Origin of the sequence: Microbacterium sp. 10M-3C3, from assembly GCF_003931875.1 — a bacterium.
Classification (GTDB): Bacteria; Actinomycetota; Actinomycetes; order Actinomycetales; family Microbacteriaceae; genus Microbacterium.
On the sequence record NZ_CP034245.1, the window covers coordinates 2,002,741 to 2,019,908 of the forward strand.

Genomic DNA, 17,168 nt, shown 5'->3' on the forward strand with positions numbered 1-17,168 from the left:
TCGTCGTCCTGGCATTGCTGGCAGCGCTGTCGCCGCTGGCCACCGTCATGTACCTGCCGGCACTCCCGTGGATGGCACATGACCTCGGCGCCGACCCGCACGGCGTGCAGCTCACCGCCACGACGTTCCTCGTAGGCCTGCGATCGGCCAGCTCATCTTCGGGCCGCTGTCCGATCGGATCGGTCGCCGAACGATCCTCATCGCGTCGACCGCCGTGTGCGCGGTCGCATCCGCGGCGTGCGTCGTGGCACCCGATCTGCCGGTTCTCGTCGGTGGGCGACTCGTGCAGGGGTTCGCCGGCGCCGGCGGCATCGTCCTCGGACGAGCCATCATCGCCGATACGTCGGACGAGCGCACGGCGGCACGGGCGTTCTCCGTGCTCATGACGGTGGGGGCCCTCGCGCCGGTGCTCGCGCCCGTGCTCGGCGGCGTCGTCGCGGTCGCCGGCGGGTGGCGGGGCGTCTTCGCGGTCCTCACGGTCGTCGCCGTCGCGATGTGCGTCGGGGCCGTCGTCCTCCTCCCGGAGAGCCTGCCGCCGGCTCGACGTGACAGCGCGGCATGGTCCACGACGCTGCGCAGGGCGGGGCGCGCCCTGAGCAGACGCCGCTTCATCGGCTCCACCGCGGTCGTGGTCTTCTCGTACGGGGCGCTCATCGCCGACGTCTCCGGATCCTCGTTCGTGCTTCAGGAGCAGTACGCGCTCACGCCGGCGGGCTACGCACTCGCCTTCGCTGCGAACGCGGCGGGCCTCACCCTCGCATCGGTCGCCAACGCGCGGCTGCTCCGGCGCGCCGAGCCGCGGCGCCTCCTGGTTCTGGGGCTCGGCGTGCAGACCGTCGCCGCCGCCGTCCTCGTCGGGTGCGCGCTCGTCGGCGTGCTCTCGACACCGCTTCTCCTCCTGCTGCTGTGGGTCGGCGTGACCGCTGTCGGGTTCGTCGTGGGAAACGCGACCGCGGCCGCCCTCGCCGAGGCGCCGCGAGAACGCGGCACGGCCTCCGCGGTCGTCGGTGCCGCGCAGTTCGCGCTGGCTGCCGCGATCGCGCCGATCGCCGGCACCGGCAGCGCCGTCGCGATGACGTCGACCATGACGGTCTGCGCGGCCGTCGCCGTACTCACCCTCGCGCTCACCGTGCGCGCCGGCCGTGTCGCCCCGGAGCCGTCGCTCACGAGCGACACGTGAGAGGGATCTGTGCGGGTCACGATCTCGAGCGGGGGCGCGAGGCCGCGCGGCGCCATCCGCCATCGGCCGGGAGAAGGTGACCGGCGAGCACCGCGAGCCCGATCCGCGCCTCCGCCTCTCGCACCGAGAGGCCGCTCAGCCGCGCGAGCTCGGCCGCGTCGCGTGAGGTCCGCGCGCTGGCCGCGTCCAGCAACCGCGACAGGTCGCGGTCGGGGACCGGCTCCCGACTCGGGTCCCGCGCCTCGAACCCCAAGAGCTCGAGGGCGTCGTGCACGCGCGTGATGCACGTCGCATCGAACTCGCGCAGGAGCCGGTGGCACCCGGCGGAAGCGGCGGAGGTGACCGGTCCGGGCACCGCGCCGAGGGGACGCCCGAGCGTCGCGGCGTGGGCCGCGGTGTTGAGGGAGCCGCTGCGCATGCCCGCCTCCACCACCACGGTCGCATCCGACAGCGCGGCGATCAGGCGGTTGCGCGCGAGGAAGCGCCACTTGCTCGGCGCCGTGCCGCACGGCGTCTCCGCCACCACGGCGCCCTGCGCGGTGATGCGGCGGAGCAGGTCGGTGTGCCCCGCCGGATACGGCCGGTCGACGCCGCCGGCCAGGAGCGCGACCGTGACGCCGCCGCTCGCGAGCGCACCCCGATGCGCGGCGCCGTCGATGCCGTAGGCCGCCCCCGAGACGATGACCACGCCGGCGGCGGCGGCCCCGGCGGCCAGCTCGGTCGCCACGTGCTCGCCGTACCCGGTCGACGCACGGGCTCCGACGACCGCAAGCGCGGGTGCGGGGTCGGCGATGCCGCGCTCCCCCACGACCCACAGCGCGTGGGGCGCGTGCTCGCCCAGGTCGGCGAGCCGGCGCGGCCACGCCGCGTCCTCGGGCACGAGGAGGCGTGCGCGCACCCGCCGCGCGCGGTCGAGCGCGTCCTCGAGCGCGCGATCCAGCGTCGCGAGCCGCGGCGCCCAGCGCTCGCGTCCCGCGTCGAGCCCGTCGAACTCGGCCCTCCGCGCCACGCCGGGTCCTTCCGTGGCCACCGCGAGCGCCGCGCCGGCGCCCATCGCCGCGACGAGGCGTCCGGCGACCGCGTCGCCCGGCTCGGTGATGATGCTCCAGGCTGCGCGTGCGAGCGCGTCCTGGTCGCCGTCGGCGCGGAGGCCCCGCAGCATCCGGCGAGGGTCGGCCGCGCCCAGCGGTGACGCGCTCATGCCGTCACTCCACGCTTGAGGAACAGCGCGCGTCCGATGTCGTCGACCTCCAGCGCGGCGCGGCCCGCGAGATCGGCCAGGGTCCACGCCACGCGCAGCACACGGTCATAGCCGCGCAGCGTGAGCGCGCCGCGCTGCAGCGCGGCATCCAACGGCCGGCGCAGCGCCGGCGGCGGGACGGCGGGGCCCTGACGCAGCCACGTGCCGGGTACGTCGGCGTTGCGCCGCCAGGGCGTATCGCGCAGCCGGTGCATCGTCCGCTCTCGCGCTGCTCGCACGCGCTCGCGCGCCGCCGCCGAGTCGACCACGCCCTCCTCGACGCTCGTGCGGTGGGCGATCGACACGCGGCGCAGCGACAGCTCGATGTCGATGCGGTCCAGGAGCGGCCCGGACAGCCGCGAGAGGTAGCGCCGGATCGCGACCGGCGCGCACGTGCAGTCGCCGCCGGGCACGCCGTACTGCCCGCACGGGCACGGGTTCGTGGCGAGCACGAGCTGGAACCGCGCGGGATAGCGGGCATGCGCCCCGGCGCGGTGGATCGCGATGCTGCCGCTCTCGAGCGGCTGGCGAAGCGCGTCGAGGGCGGATGCGGCGAATTCGCCCGCCTCGTCGAGGAACAGCACACCGCCGCTGGCCCGCGCGATCGCGCCGGGGCGCACGATACGCGATCCGCCGCCGACGAGCGCGCCCATGCTCGCGCTGTGATGCGGCGCCTCCCACGGCGGACGGCGGTCGAGGTCGTGCACGGGGATCCCGGCGAGCGAGCGGATGCTCGCCGCCGTGAGCGCCGCGTCGTCGTCGAGCGGTGGGAGGATCCCCGGCAGCCGCCGGGCGAGCATCGTCTTGCCCGCACCCGGCGGCCCGCTCATGAGCACGTGGTGACCGCCGGCCGCAGCCACGACGAGCGCCTCCACCGCCTCGGGCTGGCCGATCACGTCGGCGAGGTCGAGACGATCGGCGCCGCCCGGGCGTTCGGCCGTGTCGTCGGGCAGGGGGACGGGTGCGAGCTCCGCGGCCTCCACCCGGCCGCCGTGGAGGCGGAGCACATCGGCGAGGCAGACCGCGGGATGCACGTGCACGCCGGAGACGAGCTCGGCCTCGGGCGCGCACGCGGCCGGCACGACGACGTGGCGCACGCCGGCGCGCCGGGCCGCCAGCACCGCGGGCAGCACGCCCGGCAGCGGGCGGAGGCGCCCGTCCAGTCCGAGCTCGCCGATGTGCACCGTGCGGGCAAGGGAGGCGTGATCGAGATCGAGATCGGTCGCCACCGCGGCGACGGCGATCGCCACGTCGAAGCCCGAGCCGTGCTTGGGCAGCGACGCGGGCGAGAGATTCACGGTCAGACGGCGGCGCGGCAGCTCGGCGCCGCGGTTCGCGCACGCGTTCGCGACGCGCTGCGCCGCCTCGCCGATCGCCTTGTCGGGCAGCCCGATGATCCGGAAGCCGGGCGTCGAATTGGTGAGGTCGGCCTCGACGTCGACGACCGCCCCGTCCAGGCCCGCGAGGGCGACCGCGAGCGTGCGCGCCGTGGTCATGGGACGACCTCGACGTGCTCGAGCGCACCCATGGCGGGATCGTCGCCCACGATCGCGATGGCGTCCAGGCGCAGCATCCGGCCCCGCGCCTGTTCGGGGTGGGCGCGGATCCACGCCATCGCGAGCCGCCACAGCCGCTGCGCCTTGCGGCGGTCGACCGCCTCCAGCGGATGCCCGAACCGGTCGCTGCGCCGCGTCTTCACCTCGGCGACGACCAGGCGCCGCCCGTCGACCGCGACGATGTCGATCTCGCCCTGCGGACACCGCCAGTTGCGGTCGAGGATCTCGTAGCCGCGGCCGCTGAGATAGCGCGCCGCGCGTTCCTCGCCCGCTCGGCCGAGGTCGTCTTTCGCTGCCATGCCGACAGCCTCGGCGCGCGCCCACCCCGCGCGCGTCGCGGCCGTCCGATCCGTGCAGTCCTGCACGCGCGCCGGCCCTGGGGAGGACGGCTCAGCCGTCGAGCGAGAGCTCCTCGGGGAGCTGGAAGTCGCGCCGCGACAGCTCCTCCACGTTGACGTCCTTGAACGTCAGCACCCGCACGGACTTCACGAACCGGTCGGCGCGGTAGATGTCCCACACCCACACGTCGGTCATCGAGATCTCGAAGTAGAAGTCGTGCTCGGTGTCCCGGCGCACGACGTTGACCTCGTTGGCGAGGTAGAAGCGCCGCTCCGTCTCGATCACGTACTGGAACTGGGAGACGACGTCGCGGTACTCGCGGTACAGCGCGAGCTCCAGTTCGCGGTCGTAATCCTCGAAGACATCGTCATCCATGGTGTCTCCCATCCTAGGCCGACCGGCACCGGCGGGCCGCGGCGTCCGAAGCGTCAGAACAGCGTGGGCGCGTCGGCGATCGACCACGACCGCCGGTGGTGGTCGCTCATGCCCTGAGACCGGATCGCCTCGCGGTGCTCGGGGCTCGCGTAGCCCTTGTTGCGCGCCCACTGGTAGGCGGGCAGCTCGTCGTGCAGTCCGGTCATGAGCGTGTCGCGGGCGACCTTGGCGATCACGGAGGCCGCCGCCGCGCTCGCGCAATCGCGATCGGCCTTGATCACGGGCTGCACGCGCAGCCCGATCGCTCCCGCGGGGGTGATGTAGTCGTAGTTGCCGTCCAGGATCACGATGGCCGACTCGGGTGCGACGCCGTGCACGCGCAGGTCGGCGAGCGCCCGGATGGCGGCGAGCCCGAGCGCGCGCATGATGCCGACCTCGTCGATCTCCGCCGAGCTCGCCCAGCCGACCGCGCTCGCGGCGACCCAGGACGCCGCGCGCGCGGCCACCTCGGGGCGTCGCGGCTCGGGCACGAGCTTGGAGTCGCGCAGTCCGGTGGGCACGCGCTTGCGCGAGCGCTCGGGGTCGATCACGGCCGCGCCCACGGCGACGGGGCCGGCGAGCGCGCCGCGTCCCACCTCGTCGCACGCGATGACGATCGGATGCTCCTTCAGGAGTCGACGCTCAAGGGTCAGCCGCGGCTCGACCACCGTCACGGCGCGTCTCCCGCCGCGGGCACCCCCGCGAACACGTCGTGATGGAAATCGATCGGCCCGAAGCGGTTGAGCGGCCAGGTCACGACGAACGCCCGGCCGACGACGTTCTCGAGCGGCACGAAGCCGCCGCCGGGCTGGTCCTGGTTGTATCGGGAGTCGCGCGAGCTGTCGCGGTTGTCGCCGAGCACCCACAGCGAGCCGTCGGGCACCGTGACGTCGTACGGCACCGGCTCGGGCGCCGTGCGGCCGGGAGGCAGGTTCAGGTACGGCGTCTCGTCGAGCGGGACGTCGTTGACGGTCGTCTGTCCGAGCGCGTTGCAGCACACCACGTGGTCACCGGGAAGGCCGATCACGCGCTTGATCAGGTGGTCGTCGCTGTCGGGAGCCGACAGGCCGACGAGCGAGAGCACCCAGTCGATCGCCTCGACGACCGGCGGCCGTGCGGGCTCGGTCGAGGGCGGCAGCCACCCGCCGGGATCGCGGAAGACGACGACGTCGCCGCGCTCGTACGCGCCGAAGCGCGGAGTGATCTCATCGACCAGGATGCGGTCGTCGACCATGAGGGTCTGCGCCATCGACGCGGACGGGATGTAGAACGAGCGGACGAGGAAGGTCTTGACGAGGAACGAGACCAGCAGCGCCACCACGACGATGATGAGCACGTCGCGGAGGAAGACGAGCCACCCGCGGCGGCGGCCCTCGCGGCCCCGCGGGCGCGCGGCGTCCGCGACGGGCACGGCCTGTTCACTGCTCATGGAGATCCTTCACCGGGCCCGACTGCGCGAACCGCGCTACCAGGGTCGCATATCCCGGCCCGGCTGTCGGACACGGACGCGGATGAGACGACGAACGCCCCGGCCGCAGCCGGGGCGTTCGTCGATCGGATCAGCGGTCGCGCTTCTCCTTGATCTTGGCCTTCTTGCCGCGCAGCGCGCGCAGGTAGTACAGCTTGGCGCGGCGCACGTCGCCGCGCGTGACGACCTCGATGTGGTCGATGACGGGGCTGTGCACCGGGAAAGTGCGCTCGACGCCCACCTGGAAGCTGATCTTGCGGACCGTGAAGGTCTCGCGCACACCGTCGCCGGAGCGGCCGAGGACGACGCCCTGGAACACCTGGATGCGCGAGCGGTTGCCCTCGGTGATGTTGACGTGGACCTTCACCGTGTCGCCGGGGGCGAACTCGGGGATGTCGGAGCGGAGCGATGCCGCGTCGACGGCGTCGAGGATCTGCATGATCTTCTCTTCCTGCGGCCGCCACAGGTCGACCGCACGATGAATGGAATGGTTTTCGGTGTGCCCGAGCCGCGCGGACGCGGCGGACTCCCCTGAGGCAGAGCCGGGTCAGGGCACAAACATCCATTCTGCCACGGATGTCCGCGGCTCCCAAACCGCAGCGGCCGGGCGCGACGCCGCGGGCCCGGTGCTCAGGGCGCGGGCGGGCGCTCCTGCACGACCACGATCTCCGGCACCGCAGCGGCGGGCGCCGGGCGCGTGGGCGGGATGTAGCCGGTGCCGTCGGCGGCGCGCAGGTAGACGCGGGCGCGAGCGCGCCCCTCGTCCCACAGCTGCCACAGCGACAGCCACACGAGCGCCACGAACGAGGCGATCGCGAGCACGAGGACGGGCGCGAACCACGCGGACGCGAAGAAGCCGGTGGCCACGATCGACGCGTGCCACGTGGTGAAGCCCACCACGTCCCACCATGACACGGCGCGCTCGGCGCGCACCGTGCCGCGCGCGCGCACGAGCAGCGTCAGGATCAGCTGGCCGAAGAACACCGACGGCATCGCGAGGAACAGCACCCACACCAGCGCCCAGCCGCCGGCGTCGAAGGCGATCCAGCCCGCGAACAGCCACAGCGGCAGCACGAAGGCGGACGGGATGAGCCAGCCGAAGAACGCGCGCCGAAGCCACATGGGTTCAGGGTACGCGCGGCGGCAGGCCGCCGTCCCGGCCGCGGGGCGTTCGCACGGCAACCTCACGGCCGCTGCATCCGGGATGATGGTGGGGACGGAGGGATTCCCATGATCGAGTTGCGCACGCCGGCCGAGATCGAGGCCATGCGCCCCGCGGGGCGATTCGTGGCGGAGGTGCTGGCGACGCTGCGCGCGGAGACGAAGGTCGGCACCAACCTGCTCACGATCGACCGTCGCGCGCACGACATGATCCGCGCGGCGGGCGCGGTCTCGTGCTACATCGACTACCACCCGTCCTTCGGGGCGAGCCCCTTCGGAAAGGTCATCTGCACGTCGATCAACGACGCGGTGCTGCACGGTCTCCCCCACGACTACACGCTGCGCGACGGCGACCTGGTGTCGCTCGATTTCGCCGCGTCCGTCGACGGCTGGGTCGCCGACTCGGCGGTGTCGTTCGTCGTGGGCACGCCGCGCGACGAGGATCTCGCCCTCATCGACACGACGCGTCGCGCCCTGGATGCGGCGATCGACGCCGCCGTCGTCGGCCACCGCATCGGCGACATCTCCGCCGCGATCGCGGCCGTCGCCCAGGCCGACGGCTACCGCATCAACACCGACTTCGGCGGTCACGGTGTCGGCCACGAGATGCACGGCGACCCGCACGTGCCCAACGACGGCAAGGCGGGTCGCGGCTATCCGCTGCGCGACGGGCTCGTGCTTGCGCTCGAGCCGTGGTTCCTGGCCTCGACCGACCGCCTCGTGACGGATGCCGACGGCTGGACGCTGCGCAGCGCCGACGGGTCGCGCGGCGCGCACTCCGAGCACACCGTCGCGATCACCGCGGACGGCCCGGTCGTCCTCACCGACCGATCGTTCCTGGGCGTCGACTGACGCCGACTCTCACTCGCCGCGCTCGGCGGGCGGGAGCAGGTCGGGCCGACGGCTGCGCGTGCGCTCGAGCTGCTGGGCGCGGCGCCACTGCGCGACGGCGCCGTGGTTGCCGCTCAGGAGGACGGGCGGCACGGCGCGCCCGCGCCACTCCGACGGCTTGGTGTACGACGGATACTCCAGAAGGCCGTCCTCGTGCGACTCCTCCACGAGGCTCTCCGGGTTGCCCACGACGCCCGGCACGAGTCGCCCGATCGCCTCGATCATCGCCATGGCGGCGACCTCGCCGCCGTTGAGCACGTAGTCGCCGAGGCTCACGAGGCGCACGGTGCCGCGCTCGGCGGCGTACTCGAACACGCGCTCGTCGATGCCCTCGTAGCGGCCGCAGCCGAAGACCAGGTGCGGCTCGAGCGCCAGCTCGCGCGCCGTGCTCTGGCGGAAGACCTCGCCGGCGGGCGAGGGGAAGACGAAGACGGGGGGACGCGCGGCCTCCGCCGCGATCGCGTCGAGGGCCTCGCCCCAGGGCTCGGGCTTCATGACCATGCCGGCGCCGCCGCCGTACGGGGTGTCGTCGACGGTGCGGTGGCGGTCGTGCGTCCACTCGCGCAGGTCGTGCACGCGGATGTCGAGGATCCCCGATCCGCGCGCCCGACCGAGCAGCGATACCTCGAGGGCGTCGAAGAACGCCGGGAAGATCGAGACGACGTCGATGCGCACGTCAGTCCTCGCGGTCGCCCGCCTCGGGCGCGCCGGCGTGCTCGTCCTCCGCGCCGTCGTCGGGCGCGCCGGGCTCGGGCTCGGCGTCCTCGCCCGGGAGGTCCTCGAACAGACCGGCAGGCGGGGTCACCACGACACGGCCGGCGGCGACATCCACTTCGGGGACGATCGCCTTCACGAACGGCACGAGCACTTCGCGCTCGCCGTCGCCGGCCGGGTTCACGATGAGCAGGTCCTGCGCGGGCAGGTGGTCCACGCGCACGACGCGGCCGATGACGTCACCGTCCCGCACGACGTCGAGGCCCACGAGCTGGTGGTCGTACCACGCGTCGTCCTCCGCGGGCGCGGCCGCCGCATCCTCGTCGATCCACAGGATCGCGCGGACGAGCTCCTCCGCGGCAGTGCGGTCGTCGACGCCCTCGAAGAACGCGACGGGGTGGCTGTTCATCCACTTGAACTCGCGCACCGTGAGCGGCTTGCCGTGCCACGGCGACGACGTGGGGACCTGCAGTGTGAAGGTCGCGCCGGGCGTGAAGCGCCCTTCGGGGTCGTCGGTGTACAGCTCGAGCTTGAGGGCGCCCTTGAGCCCGTGTGCCTTGACCAGCCGGCCGACGCGCAGCTGCGTGCGCGCAGGCTTGGGCGGGCGGGATTGCGCTGCGGCCGCCATCAGTCGTCGGCGACGTCGACGCGCACGCGCTGGCCGTCGGCCAGAGCGCCCACGACGGTGCGCAGGGCCTTGGCCGTGCGTCCGCCGCGCCCGATCACGCGACCCCGGTCGTCGGGGTGCACGCGCACCTCCAGCACGTCGCCGCGCGGCGACGTGCGGGTACGGATGGTGACGTCGTCGGGGTGATCCACGATCCCCTTGACGACGTGCTCGAGCGCGGCGGCCAGCACCGGGTTACTCGGCGTCGGCGGCCGCGTCGGCCGGCGCCTCGGCGGCGGGCGCCTCGGCGGCGGGCGCCTCGGCCTTCTTCTCGGCCTTGGGCTTGATGACCGACTTCTTGGCCGCGTCGACCTCGAAGGCGGCCTTCGGCTCGGCGGTCTTCACGGTCGAGACCGCGTTCTTGTCGCCCGTGAAGGTGCCCCAGTCGCCCGTGAGCTTGAGGATCGCGAGGACCTGCGGCGAGGGCTGCGCGCCGACGCCGAGCCAGTACTGCGCGCGGGCCGAGTCGACCTCGATGAACGAGGGCTCCTCGGTCGGGTGGTACTTGCCGATCTCTTCGATGACGCGACCGTCGCGCTTGGTGCGCGAGTCGGCCACGACGATGCGGTAGTAGGGCGCCCGGATCTTTCCGAGGCGCTTGAGGCGGATCTTGACAGCCACGATTCTCCTGATGGATGGAAGGTAACGAACCGAACGCCTGGAGCGTGGGGTGCACACCCGGCGGAAGCTCTGAGGAGGTCCGGCGCTGGATAGAGGGTCGAGCAGCCGTTCCGACCCTCCATTCTGCCAGAGAACCCGACATGCTGCGAAACGCACCGGAGGCGGCGGGCCGCAGGGCGCCCGCGCCTGACAGACTGACGGCATGACGGAGCCGTTCGCCCCCTCCGCGCGCTCGAGCGTGGGCATCGAGTGGGAGCTCATGCTCGCCGACCGGGAGACGGGAGACCTCACCGGTCGCGCCCCGGAGATCATCGACGCGCTCGAGGAGGAGACGCGGCTCGAGCGGTTCACGGTCACCCAGGAGCTGCTGACCAACACGATCGAGCTGACCAGCGGCATCGGCGACACCGTGGCGGCCGCCGTCGACGACATCGCCGACGCGATCGCGGCGGTGCGCACGCAGACCGAGCCGCGCGAGGTCGAGCTCCTGTGCGCGGGATCGCACCCGTTCGCGCAGTGGTACGACCAGCAGGTGACCGACAAGACCCGCTATCACAAGCTCATCGAGCGGACGCAGTGGTGGGGTCGGAACATGATGATCTGGGGCATCCACGTGCACGTGGGCGTGGAGGACGTCACAAAGGTCTTCCCGCTCATCGACGCGCTGTCGGTGTACCTGCCGCACCTGCAGGCGCTGTCGGCGTCGAGCCCGTTCTGGGCCGGCGAGCGCACCGGCTACGCCTCGAACCGCGCGCTGGTCTTCCAGCAGCTGCCGACGGCGGGGCTGCCGTGGCAGCTGGAGAACTGGGCGCAGTTCGAGGCGTACCTGGACGGCATGATCTCCACCGGCGTGATCGCCGACGCCACCGAGGTGCGCTGGGACATCCGCCCCGCGCCGCGCTGGGGCACGATCGAGATCCGCGCGTGCGACGGCATGTCCACGCTCCCCGAGCTCGCGGCGGTCGCCGCGCTCGTGCAGACCCTCGTGGAGAAGTTCTCGCGCGATCTCGACGAGGGGCGGCCGACGCCGCGCATCCCGCCGTGGTTCGTTCGCGAGAACAAGTGGCGCGCGGCGCGGTACGGGCTCGACGCCCGCATCATCGTCGACGCGGACGGCCGTCAGGCGCCCGTGACCGAGCATCTGCGGGAGACGTGCGACGAACTCGTCGACATCGCCGCGGAGCTCAAGTGCGCGCGCGAGTTCTCGGGCCTGGAGACGATCCTCGCCACCGGCGGCAGCTCGGCGCGACAGATCGCGGTGGCCGAGGCGGCCGACGGCGATCTGCGCGAGGTCGTCCGCCACCTCATCCGCGAGTTCCGGGGCGGGCCGACCCTGCGCGAGCACCTGGCGTCGCTGCGGCCCTTAACCGCGCGACATCGGCGACGCGCGAACCGCGCGGTCGCGCGATTCATAAGGTCGCGCTCTATCGTGCCCGGGTGACCGTGGTCCGACGCCTGCTCGCGCTCGGCATCGCCGCCGTGGTGCTGGCCGTCGCGACCGCGTGCGCGCCGGTGGCGCACGCCGCCCCGGCCGCGACCTCCCCCCGCCCCTCGGCCGCCCTTTCCGCCGCGCCGGCGGCATCGCACGACGCGCACGCGGTCGTGACGATCGGCGACTCGATCATGGCCGGCTACGGTCTCGAGCCCGGCGAGGCGTGGCCCGAGCTGCTCGCGCGGCGCACCGGCGTGCCGCTGGTGAATCTCGCGTGCAGCGGCGCCGGCTTCGTCGCCGTCGGCGACTGCGGCACCGACTTCTCGACGCTCGTCGACGAGGCGATCGCGTTCGATCCCGCCGTCGTCATCGTCCAGGCCTCCGACAACGACCTCGAGGAGGACCCGCACGACATCGACGCCGCGGCCGCCGCGGCCGTGCGGGAGCTGCGCCGCGCCCTTCCCGGCGCGCAGCTCGTCGGGATCGGCGCGCTGTGGAACGTGCCGGGCGACACACCCGCGGCGATCACGGGGAGCACGGACGCGCTGCGCGCGGCCATGCATGCCGCGGGCGGCGTGTTCGTGTCGCTCGGCCAGCCCCTGCAGGACGATCAGGACCTGCTGCAGGCGGACGGCGAGCACCCGACGCCCGAGGGGCAGCGCGTGCTGGCCGAGCGCGTGCGCGCGGCGCTCGACGACGCCGGCGTCACGCTGTGAGTGCGCGGCCGCTCAGCCGCGACCGAGCATCTTCTGCAGCTCCGCGAGGTCGGCCTCGCTGGGCTGCGCGGCACCGGGTCGGCCGAGCCCGAAGCCCGAGCCCGTGGGCGCGGCCGGTGCGGCCGCGGCGATGCCCGCGTTCTCAGCGGCGCGCTTGGCGGGGTTGCCCGAGCGCGAGCCCTTCTGCTTCTGCTGCTTGCCGCGCTTGGCCGAGGCACCGGGGCGGCCGGCGCCGGGGACCGGACCGACGCCCGGGATGTTGGGCACACCGCCGCGGGCGACGGTCTTCATCATCTTCGCGGCCTGCTCGAAGCGCTGCACGAGCTGGTTGACGTCGGTGACGGTCATGCCCGAACCGCGGGCGATGCGCAGGCGGCGTGAGCCGTTGAGCACCTTGGGGTTGCGGCGCTCCCCCGGCGTCATGGACCGGATGATCGCCTCGGTGCGGTCGATCTCGCGCTCGTCGAAGTTCTCCAGCTGCTGCTTCATGGAGCCCATGCCCGGGAGCATCCCGAGCATCTTCTTCATGGAGCCCATCTTCTTCATCTGCTGCATCTGCTCGAGGAAGTCCTCGAGCGTGAAGGTCTCGGTCGCGAGCTTCTCGGCGACCTTGAGCGCCTCGGCCTCGTCGAACGCCTGCTGCGCCTGCTCGATGAGCGTGAGGATGTCGCCGAGGTCGAGGATGCGGGAGGCCATCCGGTCGGGGTGGAACGCCTCGAGGTCGTCGAGTCCCTCGCCCGTCGACGCGTAGATGATGGGGCGACCGGTGACCGACGCGACCGACAGGGCCGCGCCGCCGCGGGCGTCTCCGTCGAGCTTGGACAGGACGACACCCGTGAAGTCCACCCCCTCCTGGAACGCCTTGGCGGTGTTGACGGCGTCCTGACCGATCATGGCGTCGATGACGAACAGCACCTCGTCGGGATCGGTGGCCCGGCGGATGTCGGCGGCCTGCTTCATCAGCTCGGCGTCGACGCCCAGCCGACCGGCGGTGTCGATGATGACCGTGTCGTGCTGCTGGCGGCGGGCGTACTCGACGCCGTCGCGCGCGACGCGTACGGGGTCGCCGACGCCGTTGCCCGGCTCGGGCGCGAAGATCGCGGCACCGGCGCGCTCGGCGACCACCTGGAGCTGGTTGACGGCGTTCGGGCGCTGCAGGTCGGCCGCGATGAGCAGGGGCGTGTGCCCCTCCTTCTCGAGCTGGCGCGCGAGCTTGCCCGCGAACGTCGTCTTGCCCGAGCCCTGCAGGCCCGCCAGCATGATGACCGTCGGCGGGTTCTTCGCGAACTGCAGGCGCCGCTGCTGGCCGCCGAGGATCGCCACGAGCTCCTCGTTCACGATCTGCACGACCTGCTGGGCGGGGTTCAGCGCGCGGTTGACCTCGTCGCCGAGGGCGCGCTCGCGCACCTTGGCGGTGAAATCCTTCACGACCGGCAGCGCGACGTCGGCGTCCAGGAGCGCGCGGCGGATCTCGCGGACCGTCCCGTCGACGTCGGCGGGCGTGAGCTTGCCCTTCGTGCGCAGGTTGCGGAAGGTCTCGGTGAGCCGGTCGGAGAGCGTGCCGAAGGTAGCCATGATCCCCCGAGTTTACGCGGCGGCGCGGCCGTCCGGCGTCGGCTCCGCGCCCGGTCGCGCCCGGATCAGCCCGCGCCCTCCTCGAAGAGGGTCAGCTGCAGGTCGTCGGGCCCGCGGAGACGGCTGTTGCGGGAGCCCCACGGCGTCACGCGGGGGGCGGCCTCCAGCCGCGCCCCGGCCGCGGTGAGCCGCTCGGTGACGGCCGTCGCATCCGCCACCTCGAGGGCGACGCGGATGCGGTCGCTCGGCGTGCGCCCGTCGGTCTCGACGGCGTCGATGAAATCCACCTGCGCGGGGTTCGCGAGTTCGAGGGTCGCCTGTCCCGCGTCGAGGATCACGACGCGCGCGTCGCCGTCGCCGGAGAAGGCGGCGCGCTCGGCCATGCCGGCGGTGTCGCGGTACAGGGCGAGCGCGGCGTCGAGGTCGGAGGTGCGGACGACGACCCGCAGCTGGCGGACCCCGGCGGGAGCCGCGGCGCCCGGCACCGCCACGAGCGCGGCGTCGAGAACGTCGGAGAGGGGCACACGGCCCGCCCCGGCGAGCGCCCACTGCGCGATCGCCGCGAGCACCGCGCCGCCGTAGGCGGCACCCACGACCTCGGCGCGCAGCGCATCGACGCCGCCTCGGCGCAGCCGCTCTGCGACGGCCTGCGCGACGCGGGCGCGGCGGACGCCCGCCTCGCGCACGAACTCGTCGCCGAGGCCCATGGCGTCGGCCTGCGCCCATGCGAGGGCGAGGGCGTCGGGCGCGAAGCCGTCGAGCAGCGTGCGCACCGCGGCGCGCACCGCGACGTCGAGCTCGGGTGCCGTGTCGGCGCGCAGCGCGTGGGCGAAGCGCGCGAGACGGTCGTCGAGAGCGCCCCAGAGGACGTCGGACTTCGACGAGAAGTAGTTGAAGAAGCTCGAGCGGCTCACGCCCGCGCGTCGCGTGATGTCCGACACCGACGTCGCGTCGTAGCCCCGCTCGAGGAACAGCTCGCACGCGGCCTCGGCGAGCACGTCGCGCGAGGACGCGCGGGGTCGTCCGCTGCGCGCATCGGTCATGTCCTCAGCGTAGGCCTGCGCAGGACGGTCGGTTCGAGGCTATTGTTGGACGCGATCCAACAAAGGAGGCGGGATGCTGGACATCCGCATGGTGGGCCTCTCGCCGGCATACGTCCCATACGCCCGCGGGTGGGAGCTCCAGCGCCGCACGCACGCCGACGTCGTCTCCGGCCGCGCGCCCGACACCCTGCTCCTGCTCGAGCACGAGGCGGTGTACACGGCCGGCAAGCGCACGCAGCCCGAGGACCGGCCCGTCGACGGCACGCCGGTCGTCGACGTCGACCGCGGCGGCCGCATCACGTGGCACGGCCCCGGGCAGCTCGTGGGGTATCCGATCGTGCGCCTGCCCGAGCCGATGGACGTCGTCGCGCACGTCCGCCGCATCGAGCGCCTCCTCATCGCGGTGCTGCGCACCCACGGCGTCGACGGCTACCAGGTGGACGGGCGCAGCGGCGTGTGGGTGCGCCGGCCGCTGTCGGAGGACAAGGTCGCGGCCATCGGGGTCCGCGTCGAGAAGGGCGTCACGATGCACGGCTTCGCGATCAACTGCGACAACTCGCTCGCCCCCTTCCGGCGCATCGTGCCGTGCGGCATCGCGGATGCCGGCGTCACGACGGTGAGCGAGGTCGCGGGCGCCATCGTCTCCCCCGCCGACGTGGCCGGCACGGTGGCCGCCGTGTTCGCCGACGAGTTCGCGGCGGTGGCCGCGTGAGCGCGCCGGAGGGACGCAAGCTCCTGCGCCTGGAGGTCCGCAACGCGCAGACGCCGATCGAGCGCAAGCCCGAGTGGATCAAGACGCGCGCGAAGACCGGCCCCGAGTACACCGAGCTGCGCGACCTCGTGAAGACCGAGGACCTGCACACGGTGTGCCAGGAGGCCGGCTGCCCCAACATCTACGAGTGCTGGGAGGACCGCGAGGCGACCTTCCTCATCGGCGGCTCGCAGTGCACGCGGCGCTGCGACTTCTGCCAGATCGACACCGGCAAGCCCGCGGAGTACGACACCGACGAGCCGCGCCGGGTCGCCGAGAGCGTCCGGCGCATGCGTCTGCGCTACGCCACCGTCACGGGCGTCGCGCGCGACGACCTCCCCGACGAGGGCGCGTGGCTGCACGCCGAGACGGTGCGCCGCATCCACGCCGAGAACCCCGGCACCGGCGTCGAGATCCTCGCGACGGACTTCTCCGGCGACCCCGCCCTGCTCGACGAGGTCTTCTCGAGCCGCCCCGAGGTGTTCGCGCACAACGTCGAGACCGTGCCGCGCATCTTCAAGCGCATCCGCCCGGCGTTCCGCTACGACCGGTCGCTGGGCGTCCTCTCGCGGGCGCGGGAGGCGGGCCTCATCACGAAGTCCAACCTCATCCTCGGCATGGGCGAGGAGCCCGAGGAGGTCGTGCAGGCGCTGCAGGACCTCCGGGATGCGGGCACCGACATCATCACGATCACGCAGTACCTGCGTCCCACCCCCCGCCACCTGCCCGTCGCACGGTGGATCAAGCCGGACGAGTTCGTCGCGTTCAAGGAGGAGGCGGAGCGGATCGGTTTCCTGGGCGTGCTGGCCGGACCGCTCGTGCGCTCCTCCTACCGCGCCGGCCGGCTGTGGGCGCAGTCGATGCTGTCGTACGGGCGCGAGATCCCCGCGGACCTGGCCCATCTGGCCGCCGACATCGCGGCGGACGAGCGCGGCTTCGCGCAGGCGGTCTGACTACGGCGCCGGCCAGATGTAGGGCAGGTCATCGGGCACGTCGTCGCCGAAGCGCGGCCGGTAGAACGCGGCGTCCTTGCGGATGAGGTTCGAGCGGTGCGCGCGGTGGAATGCCTCGTCGCCGATCCAGCGCGGCAGATCCAGGGCGTGCTGGTCGACGCCGTCGACCTCGGGCGCGTACGCGAGCAGCTTCTCGCGCACCGTGTCGGCGTGTCCCCGCTGGATCCACTCGTCGGTCATCGCGAGCCCGTACGCGACCAGGGCGGGCACATGCCCCGCCCACATCTTCGCCGCCGGATGGTGTCGCCAGCCGTGGCCGGGCACCGTCTGGGCGCGGATCAGCTGCAGCGTCTCCACGCGCTGCTTGCCGAGCCGCGGCGCGTCGAGTGCACGCGCGGACGCGGCGAAGGACGGGTACGGCAGGAAGGTCTGCACGCGTCGATCCTG

General features: G+C 73.2%; 21 protein-coding genes. 6 read left to right on the plus strand and 15 right to left on the minus strand.

The features are described 5' to 3' along the window. Positions 1-142: 142 nt before the first annotated feature. Positions 143-1,180 (plus strand): MFS transporter, encoded by a 1,038-nt coding sequence (locus tag EI169_RS09620; protein ID WP_125132123.1) that lies wholly within the window; start codon positions 143-145, stop codon positions 1,178-1,180. Positions 1,181-1,196: 16 nt separating this feature from the next. Here the strand turns inward: EI169_RS09620 and dprA are convergent, their stop codons facing one another. The 8 genes from dprA to EI169_RS09660 form a co-directional block, all read right to left on the minus strand. Then, positions 1,197-2,381 carry a DNA-processing protein DprA gene (dprA, locus tag EI169_RS09625; RefSeq protein WP_125132124.1) on the minus strand — a complete coding sequence of 395 codons (1,185 nt, stop codon included), beginning with the start codon at positions 2,379-2,381 and terminating at the stop codon, positions 1,197-1,199. Next, positions 2,378-3,916, minus strand: a complete 1,539-nt coding sequence (locus EI169_RS09630; protein WP_125132125.1) for a YifB family Mg chelatase-like AAA ATPase — start codon at positions 3,914-3,916, stop codon at positions 2,378-2,380. The genes dprA and EI169_RS09630 overlap by 4 nt, the downstream gene beginning before the upstream one ends. Then, positions 3,913-4,275, minus strand: a complete 363-nt coding sequence (locus EI169_RS09635; protein ID WP_125132126.1) for a YraN family protein — start codon at positions 4,273-4,275, stop codon at positions 3,913-3,915. The genes EI169_RS09630 and EI169_RS09635 overlap by 4 nt, the downstream gene beginning before the upstream one ends. Before the next feature lie 91 nt (positions 4,276-4,366). Further along, positions 4,367-4,690: a DUF2469 family protein gene (locus EI169_RS09640; RefSeq protein WP_125132127.1), complete on the minus strand. Its 324-nt coding sequence runs from the start codon at positions 4,688-4,690 to the stop codon at positions 4,367-4,369. Between the two features lie 53 nt (positions 4,691-4,743). Continuing rightward, positions 4,744-5,403, minus strand: coding sequence for a ribonuclease HII (locus EI169_RS09645; RefSeq protein ID WP_125132128.1), 660 nt, complete (start codon positions 5,401-5,403; stop codon positions 4,744-4,746). After that, positions 5,400-6,158, minus strand: coding sequence for a signal peptidase I (lepB, locus tag EI169_RS09650; RefSeq protein WP_125132129.1), 759 nt, complete (start codon positions 6,156-6,158; stop codon positions 5,400-5,402). The genes EI169_RS09645 and lepB overlap by 4 nt, the downstream gene beginning before the upstream one ends. 130 nt (positions 6,159-6,288) lie before the next feature. Continuing rightward, on the minus strand, positions 6,289-6,636 hold the full coding sequence (gene rplS, locus EI169_RS09655) for a 50S ribosomal protein L19 (RefSeq protein ID WP_125132130.1): 348 nt from the start codon (positions 6,634-6,636) through the stop codon (positions 6,289-6,291). 191 nt (positions 6,637-6,827) lie between these two features. Continuing rightward, positions 6,828-7,319, minus strand: coding sequence for an MFS transporter permease (locus EI169_RS09660; RefSeq protein WP_125132131.1), 492 nt, complete (start codon positions 7,317-7,319; stop codon positions 6,828-6,830). Positions 7,320-7,427: 108 nt separating this feature from the next. Between EI169_RS09660 and map the strand changes: the two genes are divergently transcribed. Beyond that, a complete protein-coding gene (gene map / locus EI169_RS09665; protein WP_125132132.1) occupies positions 7,428-8,210 on the plus strand; it encodes a type I methionyl aminopeptidase in 783 nt (260 codons plus the stop codon). Between the two features lie 9 nt (positions 8,211-8,219). Here the strand turns inward: map and trmD are convergent, their stop codons facing one another. The 4 genes from trmD to rpsP are packed head-to-tail and all read right to left on the minus strand — an operon-like array spanning position 8,220 to position 10,251. Then, complete coding sequence (trmD, locus tag EI169_RS09670) at positions 8,220-8,924, minus strand: tRNA (guanosine(37)-N1)-methyltransferase TrmD (protein WP_125132133.1); 705 nt, start codon at positions 8,922-8,924, stop codon at positions 8,220-8,222. A gap of 1 nt (position 8,925) precedes the next feature. After that, positions 8,926-9,591 carry a ribosome maturation factor RimM gene (gene rimM / locus EI169_RS09675; RefSeq protein ID WP_125132134.1) on the minus strand — a complete coding sequence of 222 codons (666 nt, stop codon included), beginning with the start codon at positions 9,589-9,591 and terminating at the stop codon, positions 8,926-8,928. Next, a complete protein-coding gene (locus EI169_RS09680) occupies positions 9,591-9,821 on the minus strand; it encodes an RNA-binding protein (RefSeq protein WP_125132135.1) in 231 nt (76 codons plus the stop codon). Before EI169_RS09680 ends, rimM begins: the two co-directional genes overlap by 1 nt. A 4-nt stretch (positions 9,822-9,825) precedes the next feature. After that, the gene (gene rpsP / locus EI169_RS09685; protein ID WP_125132136.1) at positions 9,826-10,251 is read right to left on the minus strand and encodes a 30S ribosomal protein S16; all 426 of its coding nucleotides are present in this window, start codon (positions 10,249-10,251) and stop codon (positions 9,826-9,828) included. A 202-nt stretch (positions 10,252-10,453) separates the two neighbouring features. Between rpsP and EI169_RS09690 the strand changes: the two genes are divergently transcribed. Both EI169_RS09690 and EI169_RS09695 read left to right on the plus strand, forming a co-directional pair. Next, positions 10,454-11,692 carry a glutamate--cysteine ligase gene (locus tag EI169_RS09690; protein WP_125132137.1) on the plus strand — a complete coding sequence of 413 codons (1,239 nt, stop codon included), beginning with the start codon at positions 10,454-10,456 and terminating at the stop codon, positions 11,690-11,692. Next, complete coding sequence (locus EI169_RS09695; protein ID WP_125132138.1) at positions 11,689-12,399, plus strand: SGNH/GDSL hydrolase family protein; 711 nt, start codon at positions 11,689-11,691, stop codon at positions 12,397-12,399. Before EI169_RS09690 ends, EI169_RS09695 begins: the two co-directional genes overlap by 4 nt. A 12-nt stretch (positions 12,400-12,411) precedes the next feature. Here the strand turns inward: EI169_RS09695 and ffh are convergent, their stop codons facing one another. Both ffh and EI169_RS09705 read right to left on the minus strand, forming a co-directional pair. After that, on the minus strand, positions 12,412-13,974 hold the full coding sequence (ffh, locus tag EI169_RS09700; RefSeq protein ID WP_125132139.1) for a signal recognition particle protein: 1,563 nt from the start codon (positions 13,972-13,974) through the stop codon (positions 12,412-12,414). Between the two features lie 65 nt (positions 13,975-14,039). After that, the gene (locus tag EI169_RS09705) at positions 14,040-15,017 is read right to left on the minus strand and encodes a TetR family transcriptional regulator (RefSeq protein ID WP_125132140.1); all 978 of its coding nucleotides are present in this window, start codon (positions 15,015-15,017) and stop codon (positions 14,040-14,042) included. A gap of 73 nt (positions 15,018-15,090) precedes the next feature. Between EI169_RS09705 and lipB the strand changes: the two genes are divergently transcribed. Beyond that, entirely contained in the window at positions 15,091-15,729 is a 639-nt protein-coding gene (gene lipB, locus EI169_RS09710; protein ID WP_125132141.1) for a lipoyl(octanoyl) transferase LipB, read from the plus strand. Next, positions 15,726-16,721: a lipoyl synthase gene (gene lipA, locus EI169_RS09715; RefSeq protein ID WP_125132142.1), complete on the plus strand. Its 996-nt coding sequence runs from the start codon at positions 15,726-15,728 to the stop codon at positions 16,719-16,721. The genes lipB and lipA overlap by 4 nt, the downstream gene beginning before the upstream one ends. Here lipA and EI169_RS09720 read toward each other — a convergent pair whose 3' ends face one another. Next, a complete protein-coding gene (locus EI169_RS09720; protein ID WP_125132143.1) occupies positions 16,722-17,156 on the minus strand; it encodes an MSMEG_6728 family protein in 435 nt (144 codons plus the stop codon). Positions 17,157-17,168: the final 12 nt, after the last annotated feature.